The sequence below is a fragment of the Bradyrhizobium sp. S3.7.6 genome (assembly GCF_054061875.1).
The window spans coordinates 1,335,692-1,355,561 of record NZ_JBSSEQ010000001.1; the positions used below are offsets into that span (position 1 = coordinate 1,335,692).

The 19,870-nt window shown below is 65.6% G+C and carries 20 protein-coding genes; 12 read left to right on the forward strand and 8 right to left on the reverse strand.

Translation table 11 applies throughout. The features are described from left to right. Nucleotides 1-181: 181 nt before the first annotated feature. Nucleotides 182-1,138: a site-specific tyrosine recombinase XerD gene (gene xerD / locus ACVJ5M_RS06340; RefSeq protein WP_063980624.1), complete on the reverse strand. Its 957-nt coding sequence runs from the start codon at nucleotides 1,136-1,138 to the stop codon at nucleotides 182-184. Between the two features lie 17 nt (nucleotides 1,139-1,155). Then, nucleotides 1,156-1,302: a hypothetical protein gene (locus ACVJ5M_RS06345; protein ID WP_035730492.1), complete on the reverse strand. Its 147-nt coding sequence runs from the start codon at nucleotides 1,300-1,302 to the stop codon at nucleotides 1,156-1,158. 170 nt (nucleotides 1,303-1,472) lie between these two features. Here ACVJ5M_RS06345 and ACVJ5M_RS06350 point away from each other — a divergent pair, with 170 nt between their 5' ends. From ACVJ5M_RS06350 to ACVJ5M_RS06360, 3 genes are read left to right on the forward strand one after another with little or no spacing between them, the layout of a single operon-like run. Then, nucleotides 1,473-2,099: a shikimate kinase gene (locus tag ACVJ5M_RS06350; protein ID WP_063980625.1), complete on the forward strand. Its 627-nt coding sequence runs from the start codon at nucleotides 1,473-1,475 to the stop codon at nucleotides 2,097-2,099. Further along, nucleotides 2,096-3,244, forward strand: coding sequence for a 3-dehydroquinate synthase (gene aroB / locus ACVJ5M_RS06355; protein WP_063980626.1), 1,149 nt, complete (start codon nucleotides 2,096-2,098; stop codon nucleotides 3,242-3,244). The genes ACVJ5M_RS06350 and aroB overlap by 4 nt, the downstream gene beginning before the upstream one ends. Before the next feature lie 29 nt (nucleotides 3,245-3,273). Beyond that, entirely contained in the window at nucleotides 3,274-4,578 is a 1,305-nt protein-coding gene (locus ACVJ5M_RS06360; protein ID WP_354100020.1) for an HlyC/CorC family transporter, read from the forward strand. 173 nt (nucleotides 4,579-4,751) lie between these two features. On the opposite strand, the gene ACVJ5M_RS06365 is transcribed toward ACVJ5M_RS06360, so the two are convergent. After that, the gene (locus ACVJ5M_RS06365) at nucleotides 4,752-5,021 is read right to left on the reverse strand and encodes a BolA family protein (RefSeq protein WP_063986023.1); all 270 of its coding nucleotides are present in this window, start codon (nucleotides 5,019-5,021) and stop codon (nucleotides 4,752-4,754) included. A gap of 158 nt (nucleotides 5,022-5,179) precedes the next feature. On the opposite strand from ACVJ5M_RS06365, the gene ACVJ5M_RS06370 reads away from it, so the two are divergent. Then, nucleotides 5,180-5,812, forward strand: a complete 633-nt coding sequence (locus ACVJ5M_RS06370; protein ID WP_014490400.1) for a J domain-containing protein — start codon at nucleotides 5,180-5,182, stop codon at nucleotides 5,810-5,812. Here ACVJ5M_RS06370 and ACVJ5M_RS06375 read toward each other — a convergent pair. Further along, nucleotides 5,809-6,855 (reverse strand): sensor histidine kinase, encoded by a 1,047-nt coding sequence (locus ACVJ5M_RS06375; RefSeq protein ID WP_063980628.1) that lies wholly within the window; start codon nucleotides 6,853-6,855, stop codon nucleotides 5,809-5,811. The genes ACVJ5M_RS06370 and ACVJ5M_RS06375 overlap by 4 nt on opposite strands. Nucleotides 6,856-7,039: 184 nt before the next feature. After that, entirely contained in the window at nucleotides 7,040-8,143 is a 1,104-nt protein-coding gene (locus ACVJ5M_RS06380) for a citrate synthase/methylcitrate synthase (protein WP_063980629.1), read from the reverse strand. Nucleotides 8,144-8,222: 79 nt separating this feature from the next. On the opposite strand from ACVJ5M_RS06380, the gene ACVJ5M_RS06385 reads away from it, so the two are divergent. Continuing rightward, nucleotides 8,223-9,434: a citrate synthase family protein gene (locus tag ACVJ5M_RS06385; protein ID WP_063980630.1), complete on the forward strand. Its 1,212-nt coding sequence runs from the start codon at nucleotides 8,223-8,225 to the stop codon at nucleotides 9,432-9,434. Between the two features lie 83 nt (nucleotides 9,435-9,517). On the opposite strand, the gene ACVJ5M_RS06390 is transcribed toward ACVJ5M_RS06385, so the two are convergent. After that, nucleotides 9,518-10,177, reverse strand: coding sequence for a DedA family protein (locus ACVJ5M_RS06390; protein ID WP_063986024.1), 660 nt, complete (start codon nucleotides 10,175-10,177; stop codon nucleotides 9,518-9,520). A 297-nt stretch (nucleotides 10,178-10,474) separates the two neighbouring features. On the opposite strand from ACVJ5M_RS06390, the gene cobS reads away from it, so the two are divergent. From cobS to ACVJ5M_RS06425, 7 genes are all read left to right on the forward strand, one after another. Beyond that, nucleotides 10,475-11,473 carry a cobaltochelatase subunit CobS gene (cobS, locus tag ACVJ5M_RS06395; protein WP_063980631.1) on the forward strand — a complete coding sequence of 333 codons (999 nt, stop codon included), beginning with the start codon at nucleotides 10,475-10,477 and terminating at the stop codon, nucleotides 11,471-11,473. Between the two features lie 3 nt (nucleotides 11,474-11,476). Then, the gene (locus tag ACVJ5M_RS06400) at nucleotides 11,477-11,887 is read left to right on the forward strand and encodes a GNAT family N-acetyltransferase (protein WP_028149462.1); all 411 of its coding nucleotides are present in this window, start codon (nucleotides 11,477-11,479) and stop codon (nucleotides 11,885-11,887) included. Continuing rightward, complete coding sequence (cobT, locus tag ACVJ5M_RS06405; RefSeq protein WP_014490393.1) at nucleotides 11,884-13,791, forward strand: cobaltochelatase subunit CobT; 1,908 nt, start codon at nucleotides 11,884-11,886, stop codon at nucleotides 13,789-13,791. The genes ACVJ5M_RS06400 and cobT overlap by 4 nt, the downstream gene beginning before the upstream one ends. After that, the gene (locus ACVJ5M_RS06410) at nucleotides 13,788-14,858 is read left to right on the forward strand and encodes an esterase-like activity of phytase family protein (RefSeq protein ID WP_063980632.1); all 1,071 of its coding nucleotides are present in this window, start codon (nucleotides 13,788-13,790) and stop codon (nucleotides 14,856-14,858) included. Before cobT ends, ACVJ5M_RS06410 begins: the two co-directional genes overlap by 4 nt. A 31-nt stretch (nucleotides 14,859-14,889) precedes the next feature. Continuing rightward, nucleotides 14,890-15,591 (forward strand): hypothetical protein, encoded by a 702-nt coding sequence (locus tag ACVJ5M_RS06415; protein WP_063980633.1) that lies wholly within the window; start codon nucleotides 14,890-14,892, stop codon nucleotides 15,589-15,591. 335 nt (nucleotides 15,592-15,926) lie between these two features. Then, nucleotides 15,927-17,039 (forward strand): NADH:flavin oxidoreductase/NADH oxidase, encoded by a 1,113-nt coding sequence (locus ACVJ5M_RS06420; protein ID WP_063980634.1) that lies wholly within the window; start codon nucleotides 15,927-15,929, stop codon nucleotides 17,037-17,039. Between the two features lie 268 nt (nucleotides 17,040-17,307). Next, a complete protein-coding gene (locus tag ACVJ5M_RS06425; protein WP_063980635.1) occupies nucleotides 17,308-17,715 on the forward strand; it encodes a hypothetical protein in 408 nt (135 codons plus the stop codon). Nucleotides 17,716-17,964: 249 nt separating this feature from the next. Here ACVJ5M_RS06425 and ACVJ5M_RS06430 read toward each other — a convergent pair whose 3' ends face one another. Together ACVJ5M_RS06430 and ACVJ5M_RS06435 are read right to left on the reverse strand one after the other, a co-directional pair. After that, nucleotides 17,965-18,210 (reverse strand): PilZ domain-containing protein, encoded by a 246-nt coding sequence (locus ACVJ5M_RS06430; protein ID WP_028149457.1) that lies wholly within the window; start codon nucleotides 18,208-18,210, stop codon nucleotides 17,965-17,967. 275 nt (nucleotides 18,211-18,485) lie between these two features. Next, complete coding sequence (locus ACVJ5M_RS06435) at nucleotides 18,486-19,862, reverse strand: DUF2235 domain-containing protein (protein WP_063980636.1); 1,377 nt, start codon at nucleotides 19,860-19,862, stop codon at nucleotides 18,486-18,488. Nucleotides 19,863-19,870 lie beyond the last annotated feature (8 nt).

Here is a 19,870-nt window from a genome sequence, read left to right on the forward strand (position 1 = left end):
TCTAAAGCAGCCCGCCAAATCATGCGTGAGGCCACGGCTCTTTCTGCGGAGATGTGGCCGAAGTCAAGGCGGTTTCATGGGTTGCCTGTAGCCCGGATGGAGCGAAGCGCAATCCGGGAGGGTCTTTCCGCGAGGCGGGCGGCCCCGGATTTCGCTGCGCTCCATCCGGGCTACAAGAGAACTATTTCTCCGCCAGCGGGTGCAGGTCGCGCACCAGGCTCTTCAGGCGCTCCTCGACCACATGGGTGTAGATCTGGGTCGTGGAGATATCGGTGTGGCCGAGCAGGGTCTGCACGATGCGCAAATCCGCGCCGTTGTGCAGGAGGTGGCTGGCAAAGGCGTGGCGCAACACGTGCGGGGAGACCAGCCGGGCCTGCAGCCCCGAGGCGACAGCAAGCTCTTTCAGGTCGCGGGCGAAATGCTGCCGCGTCAGATGCCCGCTCTCGCCGAACGATGGGAATAGCCATTTCGAGGCGGCCACGCTGTTCTTCTTGTCGGCTTTTGCCGCTTCCGTCGCCGCGAGATAGTCGGCCATCGCCTGCCGCGAGGCCTCGTTGAGCGGCACCAGGCGTTCCTTGTTGCCCTTGCCGCGCACCACGATCATGCGGGCGTCGCGTTTTGCCGCGGAGCGCGGCAGCGCCACCAGCTCGGAGACGCGCAGGCCGGTGGCGTAGAGCACCTCGAGCAGGCAATAGAGCCGCAACGCGCGCAGCCGTTTCGAGGGAGAAGCGTCCTCCGCCTCGCTCAATTCCTTGGCGCGGCTGAGCATGCGGTCGACATGCGCGATCGACAGCACCTTCGGCAGGCCGCGGCCGCGCTTGGGGCCGGACAGGATCGCCGCGGGATCCTCGGTGCGGATGCGCTCGTTCAGGAGAAAGCGGTAGAGATGCCGCATCGCCGACAGCCGCCGCGCGACGCTGGTGGACTTGAAGCCGCGGCTGTCGAGATCGGCGAGATAATCGCGCAGGATCTGCGTCTCGGCGTCGGCAAAGCTGTGCCCGACGCGGCCCAAAAATTCCGAGAAATCGGTGAGGTCGCGGCGGTAGGCGTCGAGCGTATTGGGGCCGGCGCCCTGTTCCGCCGCGAGCATGTCGAGGAACAGGCCGGTGAGCTTGCTGTCTGAGGGCTGTACGCGCATGCCCTGGAGGCTAGCTCCTATTTCTTGAGAAACTTATCCGGCGGGATCGTCACCGTCATTTCTCGCGACTTCGGGCTCACAAAGTTCGCCAGCGCGAAGACCACGCCATAGACGATGCCGGCGAGCACGGCGACGACCGTCAGGAAGCGGAACAGGCTGGGCATCGGGCAAGGTCTCGGGAGGGTCTCAGGCGTCCAAATTAACCAATGGAATCATCCAACATGTTCGCCGTTTCGTGGCAAGAGTCCTCTGGCGAGGGCCCCGAGGGGGTCGTATAGGTGGCCAAAGCATGCCGCCTCCGGCGGCAGATCGAGCGAGACCCAGAGCGAGATTTATGCCCGACGCCGCGTTGCCGATACAAGCTGCCCCTGAGGCCGACATCCTGTCGGCGCTCGGGACGCGCTCGATCGTGCTCGTCGGCATGATGGGGGTGGGCAAATCCACCATCGGCCGCCGCATGGCGGCCCGGCTCAAGCTGCCCTTCGTTGACGCCGACACCGAGATCGAGGTCGCTCATGCCGGCATGACCATACCGGAGATTTTCGAGCGCCATGGCGAGCCGTATTTCCGGGATGGCGAGGCGCGGGTGATCGCGCGCCTGCTCGACGGCGAACCGATCGTGCTGGCGACCGGCGGCGGTGCCTTCATGCGCGAGGAGACGCGCAACCGCATTGCGGCCAAGGCGGTCTCGATCTGGCTCAAAGCCGACCCTGACGTCATCATGCGCCGGGTGCGCCGCCGCGCCGACCGCCCGCTGCTCCAGACCGCCGATCCCGAAGGAACCGTGACGCGCCTCCTCACCGAGCGCGAGCCGATCTATCGCCATGCCGACCTCACCATCGCCTCGCGCGACGTGCCGCACGACAAGATCGTCGAGGAATGCATCGAGACGCTGCGCGCCCATTTCCGCGGCGAACAAGCCGCCCAATCACCTGCCGACGTTGCGAGTGCCGTACGATGACTGCGCCGTTGAAACATTCAGATCCTGTCAACGTCGACGTCGCGCTCGGCGATCGCGCCTATGACATCGTCATCGGCCGCGGCGTGCTGGCCTCGCTCGGCGAACGTGTCGCGCGCTTGCGGCCCGGCGTGCGTACGGCAATCATCACCGATCGCACCGTCGCAAAATACTGGCTCGAGCCGACCGAAGCGTCGCTCGCTTCTGCCGGCATTCCGACCTCGCGCATCGTGGTCGAGGAAGGCGAGATCTCCAAAACCTATGCCGGCCTCGAAAAGGTCAGCGAGGCCCTGATCGCCGCGAAGATCGAGCGCAACGATCTCGTCATCGCGCTCGGCGGCGGCGTGGTCGGCGATCTCGCCGGCTTTGCGGCCGCGATCCTGCGCCGCGGCGTCGATTTCGTGCAGGTGCCGACCTCGCTGCTGGCGCAGGTCGATTCCTCCGTCGGCGGCAAGACCGGCATCAATTCGCCGCAGGGCAAGAATCTGCTCGGCGCCTTCCACCAGCCCGTGCTGGTGATTGCCGACACCGCCGTGCTCGACACGCTGTCGCCGCGGCAATTCCGCGCCGGCTATGCCGAAGTCGCCAAATACGGCGTGCTCGGCGACGAAGCCTTCTTCACCTGGCTGGAGAAGAACCATTCCGATATCTTCAAAGGCGGCTCGGCGCGCGAGCACGCGATCGCGACCTCCTGCCGCGCCAAGGCCGGCGTCGTCTCGCGCGATGAGCGCGAGACCGGCGAGCGCGCGCTGCTCAATCTCGGCCATACCTTTGGTCACGCGCTGGAGGCCGCGACCGGTTTCTCCGATCGCCTCTTCCATGGCGAGGGTGTTTCGATCGGCATGACGCTGGCGGCGCAGTTCTCGGCGAAGCTTGGCATGATCGGCGAGGCCGATGCCGCGCGCGTCGAGCGTCACCTCATCGAGGCTGGCCTGCCGACGCGCCTGCAGGACATCGCCGGTTTCGCGCAGGAAGGGCTCGCCGACGCCGACGCGCTGATGGCGTTGATGGCGCAGGACAAGAAGGTCAAGCGCGGCAAGCTCACCTTCATCCTGCTGGAGGCGGTCGGGCGTGCCGTGATCGCGAAGGACGTCGAGCCGGCGCCGGTGCGCGATTTCCTCAAAGAGAAGCTCGCGCAAAAGGCTTGATGCGCGGCTAACCGGTTTTTGAGTGGTGCATGGACTGGCTCGGATTCACCATCGTCATTCTCTGCCTGCTCGTCTCGGGCTTCTTCGCCGCGAGCGAGACCGCGCTGACCGGCGCCTCGCGCGCCAGCATGCTGCGGCTCTCCAAGCAGGGTAACCACGACGCCGATGTCGTCTCGCAGCTGCTCGACATGCGCGAGCGCCTGATCGGCGCGCTGCTGCTCGGCAACAATATCGCCAATATCAGCGCGTCCGCGCTCGCCACCAGCATCTTCACGGCCTGGTTCGGCGATGTCGGCGTGCTCTATGCCACCGGCGTGATGACGGCGCTGGTCGTGATCTTCGCGGAGGTGCTGCCGAAGACCATCGCGATCAACGCGCCCGACCGCATGGCCCTTGCGGTCGCCCGCCCGATGCGGCTGACGATGTATGTGCTGGGACCGTTGCTGCGGATCGTCGAGGTCATCGTCCGTCTGCTGATGCGCTTGTTTGGTCTGGCCGGCGAGCACCAGGCGATCCTGTCGCCGACCGAGCGCCTGCGCGGCGCGGTCGACCTGTTGCACCACGAGGGCAAGGTCGAGAAGCAGGACCGCGACATGCTCGGCGGCCTGCTCGATCTGCGCGAGCTCCAGGTCTCCGACGTCATGATCCATCGCACCGAGATGATGATGATCAATGCCGACCTGCCGCCGGAGGAACTGGTGCGCGAGGTGCTGGCGACCGAGTACACCCGCATTCCGCTGTGGCGCGAGAAGCCGGAAAACATCATCGGCGTGCTTCACGCCAAGGATTTGTTGCGCGCAATCCGCGCATCCGACGGCGATACCTCGCGCATCGACGTCTCCACCATCGCGCTGCCGCCCTGGTTCGTGCCGGAAATGCGCCCGGTCTCCGAGCAGCTCAAGGCGTTCCGGCGCCGAAAAGCCCATTTCGCGCTCGTCGTCGACGAGTACGGCGAGGTTGAAGGTCTCGTGACGTTGGAAGACATTTTGGAAGAAATCGTCGGCGACATCTCCGACGAGCACGACGTCGTGGTCGCCGGCGTGCGCGCCCAGCCGGACGGCTCGGTCGTGGTCGACGGCTCGGTGCCGATCCGCGATCTCAACCGCGCCATGGACTGGCACCTGCCCGATGAGGAGGCAACGACAGTCGCCGGTCTCGTCATTCACGAGGCGCGCTCGATCCCCGACCGCGGCCAGAGTTTCACGTTCCACGGCTTCCGTTTCCGCGTCCTCCGCCGCGAACGCAACCGCATCACCGCGCTCCGTATTTCACCGGTGCCGCGTGACGCGGAGATGGAAGAGGCCAAGCCCAGGCGGGCGGGAACGTCGTTTTGATTTCTCTTACCCTCCCCTGGAGGGGGAGGGTCGATCGCGCGCAGCGCGAGCGGGGTGGGGTGATCTCTCCACTCGGGCAGTGTCGCGTGTGGAGAGATCACCCCACCCCGTCTCAAATTTCGCTGCGCTCAATATGAGCCGACCCTCCCCCTCCAGGGGAGGGTAAGCGAAGATCAACCTTCCCCCGGTGCCTGCGCGTGGATCGCGAGCGCGTGCACGCTGCCGGCAAGTTCCGCGGCCAGCGCCGAATTTATCATGCGGTGGCGATCGACCCGGCTCTTCCCTTTGAAGGCCTGAGACACAATATAAACGCGAAAATGTGTTTCGCCGCTCGGCCGATGGCCGGCGTGGCCCTCATGCAAATGTGACTCGTCGACGACCTGCAGGCTTTCCGGCGTGAAAGCTTCCTTCAACTTGTTGCTGATAGTGTCTTTCATAACCATGAGTGCCATTAAAGCGCGCAGCCGCACTCCGTCAATTGCATAGGCCGCCTGCGGCGGCCGTACCTCGAAGACGCCGGAGTGAAACTTCGGCTGCGGGTTCCCAGCTAATTGCAATGTCAAGACTTGAAGGTTTTTGCATTGCGTAGTCAAAGTCAGTCATGCCGATCGATTCATCAAAGTTCTTCGACTCCATCCGGGTCAAGCCGAAAGGCAAGCAGCCGGAAGTGAAGCCGCGCGACGCCGTGGTCAATTGCGAATGGGCCGGGTGTCAGAACAAGGGCGCGCACCGTGCGCCGAAGGGCCGCGAGAACCAGCGCGAGTACTGGCACTTCTGCTTGAACCACGTGCGCGAGTACAACCAGAACTACAATTTCTTCTCCGGCATGAATGCCGATGCCGTCGCGCGCTACCAGAAGGATGCGCTGACCGGTCACCGCCCGACCTGGAAGATGGGCGCCAATGGCGGCAAGAAGGGTGCGGAAGCCGAGATCGACATGGCGTCCGATCCGTTCAGCATGTTCAGTGAGATCAACGGCCGTGCGGGCTGGCGGAAGGGTCCGCAGGCCGAGCCCAAGGCCGAGACGCGCAAGGTGATGAACGCCGAGCGCAAGGCGCTCCAGGTCATGGGCCTCGGCCCCGATTCCACGCTCGCCGACGTCAAGAGCAAGTACAAGGCGCTGGTCAAGCAGCATCACCCTGACGCCAACGGTGGCGACCGGTCGACCGAAGACCGCCTGATCGAGATCATCAAGGCCTACAATTATCTGAAGACGGTGGTCCGCGAGGCCTAGGCTACGCCTTCCGGGAAGGACAGTTCGCAAACCAGTCCTTCCGGCCTCCACTGTCGGGTAATGGTTCCGCGCAAGGTCCGGATGATGCCGTCGACCGCGCCGATTCCAAAGCCCTTGCGCGTCGGCGCCTCGTTGACCCGAGGACCGCCGCTCTCCGACCAGTGCAGCACGAGAGGCTCTGCACCATTGGTCTCCCAGCTGATCTCCAGCCTGCCCGAAGGCCTCGACAGCGCGCCATACTTGGCGGCGTTGGTGGCGAGCTCATGCAGCGCGACGGCGATCGACTGGGCCAGCGTGGGCGGCAGGCGGACGTCGTCTCCCGCGATCCTGATCCGCTCGCCGTCCCGGCTTGCGTACGGCCGGAGTTCCTCTTCGACGATGGTCTTCAGATTCGCGCCGGTCCAACGCGAAGCCGAGAACAGCCTCTGCACGTTGGCAAGCGCGCTGAGCCGGCCTGCAAACACGGTCTGGAACTCTTCCGCGGTATCCGCCTTCGTCAGCCGCAGCATCGCCTGAGCCACCGCGAGCAGGTTGTTGGAACGGTGATCGACCTCGGAGGTGAGGAGCATCATCCTCTGCTCGGCCTCCTTGCGAGCCGTGATGTCGACCAGCATGTTCACCGCACCAACCAAACGCCCCCGTTCGTCGCGCAGCGGCGTCGGATATGGCATGAAGCAGATCCGGGAGCCGTCCGGCCGCTCGGCCACGGCCTCGACGTCGCGCACTGGCCGGTTCTGCTTGAGCGCGATTGCCATCGGGCATTCATCGTGGGGAAGCGCCGTGCCGTCGGGCAGATAGAGCTTCCAGGTCACGCACCACATCTCGCCGATCTTCGGCATGCGTCCGGCAAAATCGATGCAGGCGCGATTGAAGAAGGTGATGCAGCCTTCCGCGTCGGTTGTGTAGATCGCGGCAGGCAGAGCCTGCAGCAAGTCGCGGAATCGTCTTTCAGAATCCGTGCCGGCCTCGGTCCGGTTGGCGGCATAGCCGGCGGCGATCTCGCCGATCCTGGCCTCGTCCGCTTGTCCAAACAGGTCCAGCATTGGAATCTTGATCCGAGGGGGCTCACAGTTAAGTCCCCAGACCCGGAGATGTTCCAAGTTCGTCGCCCGGACCGTGCGCGCGTTCCCGCAATCACGATCTCGCGCGACGGCTCTGCCGTGTCATTGTTCGTCCGGGCGAGGCACGACAGCGCAGTGAACGGCCCGGCTGTCGTGCCCTTGTGCTCTATTCGCCGGAAGCCTTCGGCATTTCCCCCACATATGACGAACTCGGCCGGATCAACCGCCCCGTCCGCTGTTGCTCGCGCGCATGGGCGGTCCACCCCGCTGCACGCGCCACTGCGAAGATCGGCGTGAAGGCCTGGCGTGGAATGGCGAGGGCATCGAGCAGAATCGCCGTGAAGAACTCCACGTTCGTCTCCAGCGGCCGGTCAGGATTCTTCTTGCGCAGCGCGCTGCGGATATAGGCCTCGACCTCGCCGGCAAAGGGCAGGTCGGCGCCATCCGCCGAAAGCCGCCTGATCGCGGCCTTGAGCACGTCGGCGCGCGGATCGCGCACGCGATAGACGCGATGGCCAAAGCCCATCAGCCGCTCGCCGCGGGCGAGGGCCGCATCGACCCATGGCTTGATGCGTTCGCTGGAGCCGATCGCATCGAGCATTTCCAGCACCGGCTCCGGCGCGCCGCCGTGCAAGGGGCCGGTCAGCGCGCAGTATCCGGCGGTGACGGCGGCAAACAGATCGGCCTGCGTCGAGGCCACCACGCGCGTCGTGAAGGTCGAAGCGTTCATGCCGTGGTCGCAGACCGTGACGAGATAGGCGTCCAGCGCCGCGACCTCACGCGGCTTCGGTGAGGCGCCACGCAGCATCCGCAGCGTATCGGCGGCATGGCTCGCATTCGGATCGGGCGCGAGCAGCTCCAATCCCTTGGCGCGACGGACCAGCGCGCCTGCGATCACCGGAAACGCGCCGACGATCGTCGCCTCATGTTCCAGCCCGTTTTCCGCGCGCAGGCCCGCGACCGCCGCGCGGAACTCGTCGACGATGCTCATGCCGCGTGTCGCCGGCAACAGCTCCGGCAAACGCGCGAACGCACGCTCGCGCGCCGCGCCCAGGCTCGCCCGCACATTGGCTTCGCTCAGCGTGGTCTTGCTCGCGCCGTTCCAGAGCCGGGCGGTGACGCCCTCGAAGCTCGACTGGCTTGCGAGGGTGCCGACATGCTCGCCGGCGATGATCAACTCGCCGCGCTCGCCGTCGACATGGCTCAGCACGGTCTCGGCCGCGGGAACGCCGTCCAGCCCGATCTGGCTTTTGGTGAGGTGGATGTTCATGACCCAATCTCCTTTGCACTGCACCAGGAGAAAATCAGGCCTCTCGACAGATTGATCAATCTTGATTACATAAATCAATATGAATAATTCCGAGGAACTCTATCTGTCGGCCCGGGAAGCTGCCGCCGAGCTCGCGATCTCGCCGGCCACGCTCTACGCCTATGTCAGCCGCGGCCTGATCCGCTCCGAGCCGACGCCGGATTCGCGCAAGAACCGCTATCGGGCGGAGGACGTCCGCGCGCTCAAGGAGCGCCGGGTGCCGTCGCCGGAGCCGCGCGGCCTGCGCAGCTTCGATGCCGACCTGCCTGTCATGGACACGGAGATCTCGACCATCACCGAGGAGGGCGCGATCTACCGCGGCGTCAATTGCGTCGATCTCGCCGAGAACGATACGCTGGAGCACACGGCGACGCTGCTGTGGGACGTCTCCGACGTCGATCCCTTCACGCCGGACAATCAGCCCCAGATATCCGACGAGATGCGCGCGATCGCAGAGGCCGCGCGCCGCGCCGCGCCGATCGACCGTGCCATCGCAGTGCTGGCGCTCGCGACCAGCGCGGACGCGCGTGCCTTCACCCGCGCGCCCGACGGCCGCGCGATGGTCGGCGGGCGCATTGTCCGGCTCCTGGTTGCGACCATGCTCAACGCCGAGCCGTCGTCCGAGCCGCTGCACCAGCAGATCGCGAAGGCCTGGGCGCCCGACAACAAGCACGCGCCCGACCTCATCCGCCGCGCGCTGGTGCTGCTCGCCGATCACGAATTGAACGCCTCGACCTTCACCGCGCGCTGTGCGGCATCGACCGGCCTCAACCTCTATGACTCCGTCATCGCCGGCCTCGCCGCGTTGAAAGGGCCGAAGCATGGCGGCGCCGGCGTGCTGGCCTCGCAGCTCGTCAAGGCGCTGGTCGATCGCGATGTCGCCCCGATGGTTCGCGAGCGCGTCGCCTTGGGTGAGCGCTTTGCCGGCTTCGGCCACGGCGTCTACAAGCGCGGCGATCCCCGCGCGCAGTCGCTGCTGAACGCGCTGGCGCGTGCCGGCGCGCCGCGCAAATTCACGCGCGAAGTGCCGGAGCGGATCGTCGAGGCGACCGGCGAGCTCGTCAACATCGACTATGCACTGGCCGTCCTCGTGCACGCGCTGCGCCTGCCCTTAGGCAGCGAGCTCGCGCTGTTCGCGATGGCCCGCAGCGTCGGCTGGATCGCGCACGCCAGCGAGCAATTGCAGTTCGGCAAGCTGATCCGCCCGCGGGCGCGCTATGTCGGACCGGCGCCGGGAAGAAGGGCTAGTTAAAATCTCTCTGCGAGCGCGTCGTCCTCCGCTGTCGTCCCTGCCTAGTGCGCAATTGCGCACTAGGCAGGGACGACACCGGCGCACTAAGCCCGCGGCTTGGACGTCGCGACGAGGCCGTTCTGCCGGCGGCGGTAGTACCAGATGCCAAGGCCGCCGATGATCGCCACGGCCACCACCATCAAGATCCAGATGTGCTTGAACGGATGCCCATGGTGCGGCACGCCGAAATATTGGTGGAAGGCCGATACCGCCAGCACGCCCGGCAGCACATGCGCGGGGGCCCAGACCAGGATCGCCGGGATATTCACGGCATAAAACTTCGCGGGGGTCATCCCCAGCGCGCCGGCGGTGACGGGCACGAAGGCGCGGATCGGCGGTACGAAACGGGCGAAGAACACGGCCCAGGTGCCGAAGCGGTGGAAGAAGCTTTCGCTCTCGGCAACCACGCGCGGATAGTTGGTCAGCGGCCAGGTGTTGAGGATTTCGCGCTGCCGCCGGTGCCCGATCCAGTAGGCCGAGCCGTCGCCCAGCACGGCGCCGATTGCCGCCGCCAGCAGCACCCATTGCAGCTTCAATTCCCCGCCTGGAACCAGCGCGCTCAGCGCCAGAATGATGGTCGAGCCGGGGATCACCGATCCCACCACCGGAACGGCTTCGAGCAGCGCCGCCAGGAACAGGGTCAGATAGGCCAGCCACACATGGGCTGAAACGAAGGATATGAGGGGATCGAGAAAGGACGTCACGTCGTCTTTCGTGGGGGGCTGGAGCACCGGGGTTCGGACCCTACATAAGTAGGTGCACGCGGTAAAAGTGCCATTCGCGCGGGCAGGGCCGCTGGCCCGCTTGAAATTTGAGCGTGATTCGCAAGGCAGCCCTCCAAAAATCGCGTTCCTTGCCTATCTAAATGAAAAGACAATGGAACTTTGATTGGGGCGCGGGCTTCTGCCGGCACGTTGTCTCTGATAAGTTCGCAACCGCACCCAGCCGCAGCCAACGTGCAAATAACTGGTCTCGGGATCGCCCGGGGCCTCGGAGGATTGATGACGACCGCCGCTCTGTCCAAAGTTGAGGAAATTTCCGGTCTGCCCGACATGAAGGTGTCGGTGCGCCAGGTGTTCGGGATCGATAGCGATCTTGAAGTCCCGGCCTATTCCGAAGTCGATCCTCATGTGCCCGAAGTCGATTCTGATTACCGCTTCGACCGTGCCACCACGCTTGCCATTCTCGCCGGCTTTGCCCGCAACCGCCGCGTGATGGTGACCGGCTATCACGGCACCGGCAAATCCACCCATATCGAGCAGGTCGCTGCCCGCCTGAACTGGCCCTGCGTGCGCGTCAACCTCGACAGCCACATCAGCCGTATCGACCTCGTCGGCAAGGACTCCATCGTGGTCCGCGACGGCAAGCAGGTCACCGAATTCCGCGACGGCATCCTGCCCTGGGCGCTCCAGCACAACATCGCGCTGGTGTTCGACGAATACGACGCCGGCCGCCCCGACGTGATGTTCGTGATCCAGCGCGTGCTGGAAGTCTCCGGACGCCTGACGCTGCTCGACCAGAACAAGGTGATCAAGCCGCATCCGGCCTTCCGCATGTTCTCGACCGCCAACACGGTCGGCCTCGGCGACACCTCGGGCCTCTATCACGGCACCCAGCAGATCAACCAGGGCCAGATGGACCGCTGGTCGATCGTCACCACGCTGAACTATCTCGCCCATGACGAGGAAGTGGAGATCGTGCTGGCCAAGGCCAAGCACTATCGCACGCAGGAAGGCCGCGACATCGTCAACAAGATGGTCCGCCTTGCCGATCTCACCCGTAACGCCTTCGCCAATGGCGATCTGTCGACGGTGATGAGCCCGCGCACGGTGATCACCTGGGCCGAGAACGCCGATATCTTCGGCGATATCGGCTTCGCGTTCCGGGTCACCTTCCTCAACAAGTGCGACGAGCTCGAGCGTCCCCTGGTCGCCGAGTTCTACCAGCGCTGCTTCAACGCGGAGCTGCCGGAATCGGCGGTCAACGTGGCGCTCAGCTAGACCATGCCAAACATCACCGTCGAGCGCACCATTGGGACCACCAAGAAGGCTGTGCTCGCCGGGCTCGGCGCCTATAACGACGAGCAGTTCGGGAAGCAGAAGGTCAGGAGCATCGCGGTCTCGCTGAAAGACCGCGGCAAGATCGTCGGCGGCATCGTCGGACACCTGTGGGCCACGGTTCTGTTCATCCAGTACTTCTGGATCGACCAGAAGCAGCGCGGCAAGGGTCTTGGCACGAAGCTGATCGCGGCGATCGAGGACGAGGCAAGACGGCAGGGCGCGATCCAGGCCCATGTCGACACGATGAGTTTCCAGGCGCCGGGCTTCTATCGTTCCTGCGGGTACGAGGAGTTCGGCACCCTCAAGGGCTATCCCGGCGGCGTGACGCGCCACTCGTTTACGAAGTCGCTATGAGCACATCATCATCCAACTCCAAATTCCGTAACACCAAGGAAGCCCCGACCGAGCCGTTCAAGCGCTCGGTGGCCTCCTGCCTGAAGGCGATCGCGAAGTCGCCGGAGCTCGAGGTCAGTTTTGCTGCCGAGCGCCCTGGTCTGGCGCCGGGCAAAGCGCGGCTGCCCGAGCCCGCGCGCAAGATGACCAAGCGTGACGCTGCGATCGTGCGCGGCCACGCCGATTCCATCGCGCTCAAGATCGCCTGTCACGATGCAAAGCTGCATCGCAAGCTGATGCCCGGCAATCCGCAGGCGCGCGGCGTGTTCGAGGCGGTCGAGCAGGCCCGCGTCGAGGCGATCGGCGCGCGCCGCATGGCGGGCGTTGCGAAAAACCTCAGCGCGATGCTCGACGACCATTTCCATCGCGGCAAGTTCGACGAAATCACCGACCGTGCCGATGCGCCGCTGGCGGATGCGCTGGCGATGCTGGTGCGCGAGCGCCTGACCGGCATGGCGCCGCCCACGGCGGCGAAGAAGATGGTCGATCTCTGGCGGCCCATTCTCGAGGACAAGATCGGCAAGCGGCTCGACCGGCTCGATGGCCTGGTCGAGGACCAGACCAGGTTCGGCGACGCCGTGCATGACCTGCTGACCGCGCTCGAGCTCGGCGACGAGCGCAGCGCCGACAGCGAAGACAACGACGACGACGAGGAAAACCGCGACGGCGACAACGACCAGTCCGGCGCCGAAGGCTCGCCCGATTCCGATGCCGCGCAGGAGATGAGCGCCGACCAGGCGCAGGCCTCCAGCGAGGAGATGAGCGAGAGCGCGATGGAAAGCGCGCAGGCCTCGACCTCCGACACGTTCGACGACGGCGAACTCGGCGACGACGAGACGCCGGGCGAGGCGACGCGTCCGAACGCTCACGGCAAGAACGAGCCGCGCGGGCCGGAATATCACGCCTTCGCGCCGAAATTCGACGAGGTCATCGCGGCCGAAGACCTCTGCGACCATGACGAGCTGGAGCGCCTGCGCGCCTATCTCGACAAGCAGCTCGCGCATCTGCAGGGCATCGTCGCGCGCCTCGCCAACCGCCTTCAGAGACGCTTGATGGCGCAGCAGAACCGCGCTTGGGACTTCGACCTCGAAGAGGGCATTCTGGATCCGGCGCGGCTGTCGCGCGTGGTGACCGATCCCTATCACCCGCTGTCCTTCATGCACGAGAAGGAGGCGACGTTCCGCGACACCGTGGTGACGCTGCTGCTCGACAATTCCGGCTCGATGCGCGGCCGCCCGATCACGGTCGCCGCGACCTGCGCCGACATCCTGGCGCGCACGCTGGAGCGTTGCGGCGTCAAGGTCGAGATCCTCGGCTTCACCACGCGCGCCTGGAAGGGCGGGCAATCGCGCGAGGCGTGGCTTGCCGCCGGCAAGCCGGCCAATCCCGGCCGCCTCAACGATCTCCGCCACATCATCTACAAGTCCGCCGACGCCCCCTGGCGCCGCGCGCGGAAGAATCTGGGCCTGATGATGCGCGAGGGTCTGCTGAAGGAGAACATCGACGGCGAGGCGCTGGACTGGGCGCACAAGCGCCTGCTCGGCCGGCCCGAGCAGCGCAAGATCCTGATGATGATCTCCGACGGTGCGCCGGTCGACGATTCCACGCTGTCGGTCAATCCCGGCAACTATCTCGAGCGGCACCTGCGCCACATCATCGAGGAGATCGAGACCCGCTCGCCGGTCGAGCTGATCGCGATCGGCATCGGCCATGACGTGACGCGCTACTATCGCCGCGCGGTAACGATCGTGGATGCCGAAGAGCTCGGCGGTGCCATCACCGAGAAGCTCGCCGAACTGTTCAGCGAGACCAATACCGCGCCCACGCATCAGGCCGGTCGCCCGCGACGCAAACTGCATTCGTGAGCACGCAATCGTCCCGCCGCAGCTTTCTTGGCCACGCGGCGGCGGGATTTTCCACTCTCGCACTCTCCCGACTGGCGCAGGCGCAGCCGACGACCGAGCCGCCGCCGCGCACCGCGCAGATCGAGCACGCCGTCACCGAGGCTGTCAGCGTCGAGGTGAACGCGCGGCCGATTCCCAATTTCGAGCCGCGCGACCGCTCGCGCGTGCGCTTCGGTCAGCTGCAATATCGCAGCGGCCTGGTGCTGACTTCGCCCTATCGCGGCTTCGGTGGCCTGTCCGGCATCCGGCTCGATGCGAAGGGCGAGCGCTTCCTCGCGATCTCCGACCAGGGCGGCTGGTTCACCGGCAGCATCCGCTATTCCGGCGGCAAGATGATCGGGCTCGACGATGTCGAGGCGTCCCCGATGCTCAATTCCGAGGGCCGGCCGATCACGGAGAGGCGGTTCTGGTACGACACCGAGTCGCTCGCGCGCGACGGCAATGTCGTTTACGTCGGGCTCGAGCGCGTCAACCAGGTCCTGCGCTTCGATTTCGCGAAAGGCGGCACGCGCGCCCGCGGCGAGGTGTTGCCGACGCCGCCCGCCGTGCGGAAGCTGCCCTCCAACAAGGGGCTCGAAGCGATGGTCGTCGTGCCGAAAGGCCAGCCGCTGGCAGGCACCCTGATCGCCTTCTCCGAACGCGGACTGGACGCCGACGGCAATCTGGTCGCGTTCCTGATCGGCGGTCCGTCGCCCGGCCAGTTCAGCGTCCGCCGCACCGAAAAATTCGACATCAGCGATGCCGTGCTGCTGCCGTCCGGCGAGCTTCTCATCCTCGAACGCAAATTCTCCTGGTTCACTGGCATCAACATCCGCATCCGGTCGATCCCCCTGAAATCCATCGCGCCCAACGCGCTGGTCGACGGCCCTGCGCTGTTCGCCGCCGATCTCGGCCACGAGGTCGACAACATGGAAGGCATCGACGCCCACGTCACGCCCGAGGGTGAGACCGTGCTGACGCTGGTGTCGGACGACAATTTCTCGATGCTCCAGCGCACGCTGCTGCTGCAGTTCACGCTGGTGGAGTGAACGTCCGCCCGCCCTTCTCCGACAAACCGTCATGCCCTGCCGCGCCATCCTCGCCCTCGCCCTCATTTTCACGCTCGCCGCGCTGTCGCCGGCCTTCGCCACGGCCGAGCACCGGTACGGAAAGAACGAATACGCCATCATCCAGGGCGGCCGCGCGCCGAATGGGAAGCTGTCGGTCGCAGCCCATGGCGGCGGCGAGTCTGGAAGCGAAGGCTTTCGCATCTACCTGATGGCCGAGCCCGGCCATCGCCGGCTGATGACGCTCGACAATGTCAACGACGACAACATTCTGGACTCGGCGCCGGATGCCTTCCACGCCGCCTGGTCGCAGGACTCACGCACCGTCGCGGTCTCGTTCCGCAGCGAGCGCCATATCGTCACGCTGAATCTCTACGCCATCGACGGCGGCCGCGCGCGGCTGGTCGCCGGGCCGGATCTGTTCCGCGACGTGACCGGCCGCAGCGTCGACATCAAGACCGACGGCGACATGCGCACATCCGTGCCCGCGCTGACATGGCAGGCGCCGCGCCGCTTTCACCTCACCGAGTACCGCGTGTTCGTGCTCGACGACACCGCGCTTGCCGACAAGCTCGGCCCGCTCGGCAAGGTCAGCAAGCGCGACGGCGGCGGCAACACGATCCAGTTCTCGGCCGAAGCCGACGGCGAGCTGTTGCCCGACGGCCGCATCCGCATGGGCAAGCCCGTGCCGGGCAGGTTCGAGGAGCTGGAGTAGGGGCCTCAAATTCGATCGTCGTCCCGGGGCGCGCGAAGCGCGAGCCCGGGACCCATAGGCACAGGGAGAGAGACGTTTGGCGAAGACCAGCTGTTGTCGATCTTCGTAAAACCCAATCCCGTGGTTATGGATCCCGGGCTCGCGCTTCGCGTGCCCCGGGATGACAGTGGAGTTCCTGGCAAGCGGCCGAGGGTTATCTCCGCCTTGTGATCATATGACGCGCGCAATGCATGGCGCCGCGGGCGGGCATGTCCGCCGCGCAGCTGGCAATTCGCCGTAGGGCTACTAAACTTCATGCAATCGCTTCCATTCCTCCATCCCCCGGAACTCCCCGCATGAGCGCCCTGTTTTCCCCGATCAAGCTGCGCGGCCTGACGCTGAAGAACCGCGTCGTGGTGTCGCCGATGTGCCAGTATTCGGCCGACGACGGCGTCGCCACCGACTGGCACTTCACCCATATCAACAACCTCGCGCTGTCGGGCGCGTCGATGTTCTGCATCGAGGCGACCCATGTGGAGGCGATCGGCCGCATCACGCCGGGCTGTCTCGGGCTCTACAGCGACGCCTGCGAAGCCGCGCTGAAGCAGATCCTCTCCTCCGTGCGCAAGCATTCCACCACGGCCGTCGCGATGCAGCTCGCCCATGCCGGCCGCAAGGCCTCCAGCGCGCGGCCTTGGGACGGCGGCCAGCTCATTCCGCAGAGTGAAGGCGGCTGGCAGACGGTGGCGCCGTCGGCGCTGCCGCACAAGGAAGGCGAGGCCGCGCCGCTGGCGCTCGATGCCGCCGGCCTGAAGCGCATCCGCGAGGCCTTCGTCGACAGCGCCAAGCGCGCTGCCCGGCTCGGCATCGACGCGATCGAGCTGCACGGCGCGCACGGCTATCTCATGCATCAGTTCCTGTCGCCGATCTCCAACAGGCGCACCGACGAATATGGCGGTTCGCTCGAAAACCGCATGCGCTTTCCGCTCGAGATCTACGACGCGGTGCGCGCGGTCTTCCCGCACGACAAGCCGGTCGGCATGCGGGTGTCGTCGACCGACTGGGTCGAGGGCGGCTGGGACCTGGCGCAGACCATCACGTTCGCAAACGCGCTGAAGGCGCGCGGCGTCGACTGGATCGATGCCTCCTCCGGCGGCGTCTCGCCGCTGCAGAAGATCCCGCTCGGCCCCGGCTATCAGGTGCAGTTTGCCGAGGCCATCAAGCGCGAGACCGGATTGCCCACCATCGCCGTCGGCCTGATCACCGAAGCCAAACACGCCGAGGAGATCGTGGCATCCGGCAAGGCCGACATGGTCGCGCTCGGCCGCAGCTTGCTCTACGATCCCCGCTGGGGCTGGCACGCCGCGGCCGAACTCGGCGGCGAAGTCGAAGCCCCGCCGCAATACTGGCGCTCGCAGCCGTCGACGCAAAAGGCGCTGTTCGGCAAGACCACGTTCGGGGCAAGGTAGGGCGCGAGAGGGCGCTGCCATACCGCGTGATCTCACGATGATGCGCGGTATGAGTTGCCACTGCACAACTTAAAGTCTTCGCCAAATCTCTCCCTGTGGTGATCCCGGATCTGTGCTTCGCTTGTCCGGGGCGACAGCGGTGGGGGCAGCGCGGGCGATCGTGCCCTCACTATCCCGCGCCCTCACGCATCCGTAACTCTCCTCACCTTCCACGCACCGCAAAACTGGCCTACCCTCCCGCGCACCCAACTCCTCAGGGAGGCCCGCCATGCGGTTTCGTGTTCGCAAGACTGCCCACGTTTTCGAGCGCGTGGGCCTCGCGATGGCAGGCGCGGCGTGCGGGCTGTTCGTCGGCGCCTATGTGGGATCTTCGATCGCCCCGCTGACCACGCAGGGCTTCCTGCTGCTGATGATGCTGCTCGGCTTCGTCGGCTTCTATCTCGGCATCGACACGCCGCAGCTGCCCTTCGACGACGCCCACAGCGCGATCGACGCCGCGGAATTCCTCAGCGCCGCCGGCACGCTCTGCGCCACGCTCACCGCGCTCGCCTCCGTCGGCGTCATCGTGCTCCGCCTCGAGCCGCACCTGGCGTGGACCTGGCTCGCTTTGTTCGGCTGGATCGCCGGCGTCGCCATGCAGATCGTCGCCGGCACGAAAGCCAGGATGCGGGCGTAGCTACGACAGCTGTTGGAAAAAGGTCGTGCCGCATCACCGCTGCGTTCCCTCCCCCCTTGCGGGGGAGGGCTTGGGAGAGGGGTAGCCACACGGCACGCGCTATCGAATGAAGCGCGCCTGTGTTGCATCACCTCGCACGCAGCTAACACCTATTGCCGGGCCACCCCTCTCCCCAACCCTCCCCCGCAAGGGGGAGGGGGAAGAGCGGAGTGCTCGGCGGAATTATTCAGTTACGGAGAGAGCGTCCCCCTAAAACACCACGCCGATCCGCGAGCCGCGCTTCCAGGCGATGCGGCAGCGCTTCTTGGTGTTGACGTGGAGCAGCTCGAACCTGTCGGGGATATTCACCTGCCCGCCGAGATCGACGCAGGCGCCGCCGGGCGAGTAGTCGATCAGCGTGCAGGGAATCACCGGCGCGCGCGGGTCAGTGATGATCTTGGCCTGGCGGGATACCAGCCCGGACGGTTTCACGCGGGCATGTCGGCGCGGATGCATTGGCACTCTCCTCCAATTCCGCGGACGGCGCGGGTGGTCTTGGGAGGCATGATGGAAAAGAGTTGATGCGATCCGACTAAGGGCGGCCCGAGAATTTTAATGAAAAGTAGCAGCGAACGGAGAAAACGCCGGTAGCGGGATGCCCACCCTCCCCTGGAGGGGTCCGAGACGAGCGAAGCTCGCTCGTGGGTCGATCGCGCGTAGCGCGAGCGGGGTGGGGTGATCTCTCAACACGGGCACTGTTGGAGGTGGAGAGACCTTCACCCCACCCCGTCTCATATTTCGCTGTGCTCAATATGAGCCGACCCTCCCCCTTCAGGGGAGGGTGGCAGCGAGTCCGGAGCGGCTTCAGCATGCGGCCGCACCGGCATCGGCACGGTCACATAATCCCTCGGCAAGTTCACCGGCCGGTAGCCCGGCTCCACCGCCATCCGCTTCAGCACGCTCTCGTGCACATGGGCGCCTTCGGGGATCACGCGCGGCTCGCAATCGGGGATGTAGAAGCCCAGAAAAACCTTTCGCTGCGGCCATTCCTTGTACTTTGCGCTCTTCGGCACAAATTCCAGCACGCGCCAGAGCGCCGTCATCGAATTGTGCAGCTCGCCCACCTTGCCGGTGTAGGCAGGCTCGACATACTGGAACGGCGAGTTCTTGCGCTGGATGCCCCAGGCGAGCTGGTTCACGGTGCGCGGGTTGAAGTTCAGCCCGGCCTTCGCCGCTTCCTCGATCATCCAGATCAGCGGATATTTGGACTCGCCGCTCTCGGCTTCCGGATAGCCGCCGCCGACGTCGCAATGAACGCCGGCGAACCACACCTGCATGATGTCCTGCGGCACCTTCTTCTCGTCGGGCACATAGCGGTTACTCCAATATTCCTGCGGCTCCTTGTACGCCTTGAGGCGGAACATGCAGCGCCGCTCGTCGATCGCGATCGCCTGCCGGAAGATTTTTACGCTCGGATTGCGCAGCGTGAAGGCGAGCTCCTCCAGGCTGAATACGAAGAAGAAATTGTCGCGCCGCGGCACGATCACGCTCGCCACCGTGTCCCAGACGCCGATGAAGTGGATGGTCGGCCAGCGCGTCGAGGTGATGCGCGCGAACTGGGCGGCGAGGTCGAATTCGTCCTTCGGCAGCGGCCCGCTCTCGTCGAAGGCGACATCCTTGAGGTCCTCGATGTCGTTGCCGCGCCCGGTGCCGGAATATTGCTTGTAGGCGACGAGGCCCGAGCCCGCGAGGTTCGCCTGCTCCGGCGAGATCAGCCCGATCTTGTGGATCAGCCCCGCCAGCACCCGCACGGTGTAGGCGCCGCGCGAGAAGCCGAACAGGTAGATGCGGTCGCCCGGCGCGTAATGCTCGACCAGGAAGCAATAGGCTGACAGCACGTTGTCATCGAGCCCGTAGCCGGTGGCGAGCCCCAGCACCAGATTGACGTTGGCCTTGAGCCGGTGCCACGTCGAAGGCTCCGTCACCGTGCCGACGCCCGGATCGTAAAACACCATCTGCCGCGGCTTCGTCTTGTCGGTCTTGCGCAGGCAGCGATAGAGCTTCAGGACGTTGGAGATGTTCTCCGAGATCTCGTTGCCGGTGCCGTCACAGCAGATGACGAGGTTTTTCGGCTCGGTTTTGGGTTTGTGCTGGTCGTCGTGCTCCACGGTATGCC

Excerpts from the sequence above, each read along its gene's own strand:
- ACVJ5M_RS06350 (WP_063980625.1), top strand. The coding sequence starts at position 1,473 with ATGCCCGACGCCGCGTTGCCGATACAAGCTGCCCCTGAGGCCGACATC.
- xerD (WP_063980624.1), bottom strand. The coding sequence starts at position 1,138 with ATGCGCGTACAGCCCTCAGACAGCAAGCTCACCGGCCTGTTCCTCGAC.
- ACVJ5M_RS06365 (WP_063986023.1), bottom strand. The coding sequence starts at position 5,021 with ATGGTTATGAAAGACACTATCAGCAACAAGTTGAAGGAAGCTTTCACG.
- ACVJ5M_RS06425 (WP_063980635.1), top strand. The coding sequence starts at position 17,308 with ATGCGGTTTCGTGTTCGCAAGACTGCCCACGTTTTCGAGCGCGTGGGC.
- ACVJ5M_RS06375 (WP_063980628.1), bottom strand. The coding sequence starts at position 6,855 with ATGCTGGACCTGTTTGGACAAGCGGACGAGGCCAGGATCGGCGAGATC.
- ACVJ5M_RS06370 (WP_014490400.1), top strand. The coding sequence starts at position 5,180 with ATGCCGATCGATTCATCAAAGTTCTTCGACTCCATCCGGGTCAAGCCG.
- ACVJ5M_RS06400 (WP_028149462.1), top strand. The coding sequence starts at position 11,477 with ATGCCAAACATCACCGTCGAGCGCACCATTGGGACCACCAAGAAGGCT.
- cobS (WP_063980631.1), top strand. The coding sequence starts at position 10,475 with ATGACGACCGCCGCTCTGTCCAAAGTTGAGGAAATTTCCGGTCTGCCC.
- ACVJ5M_RS06415 (WP_063980633.1), top strand. The coding sequence starts at position 14,890 with ATGCCCTGCCGCGCCATCCTCGCCCTCGCCCTCATTTTCACGCTCGCC.
- ACVJ5M_RS06420 (WP_063980634.1), top strand. The coding sequence starts at position 15,927 with ATGAGCGCCCTGTTTTCCCCGATCAAGCTGCGCGGCCTGACGCTGAAG.
- cobT (WP_014490393.1), top strand. The coding sequence starts at position 11,884 with ATGAGCACATCATCATCCAACTCCAAATTCCGTAACACCAAGGAAGCC.
- ACVJ5M_RS06345 (WP_035730492.1), bottom strand. The coding sequence starts at position 1,302 with ATGCCCAGCCTGTTCCGCTTCCTGACGGTCGTCGCCGTGCTCGCCGGC.
- ACVJ5M_RS06430 (WP_028149457.1), bottom strand. The coding sequence starts at position 18,210 with ATGCATCCGCGCCGACATGCCCGCGTGAAACCGTCCGGGCTGGTATCC.
- ACVJ5M_RS06385 (WP_063980630.1), top strand. The coding sequence starts at position 8,223 with ATGAATAATTCCGAGGAACTCTATCTGTCGGCCCGGGAAGCTGCCGCC.
- aroB (WP_063980626.1), top strand. The coding sequence starts at position 2,096 with ATGACTGCGCCGTTGAAACATTCAGATCCTGTCAACGTCGACGTCGCG.
- ACVJ5M_RS06360 (WP_354100020.1), top strand. The coding sequence starts at position 3,274 with ATGGACTGGCTCGGATTCACCATCGTCATTCTCTGCCTGCTCGTCTCG.
- ACVJ5M_RS06380 (WP_063980629.1), bottom strand. The coding sequence starts at position 8,143 with ATGAACATCCACCTCACCAAAAGCCAGATCGGGCTGGACGGCGTTCCC.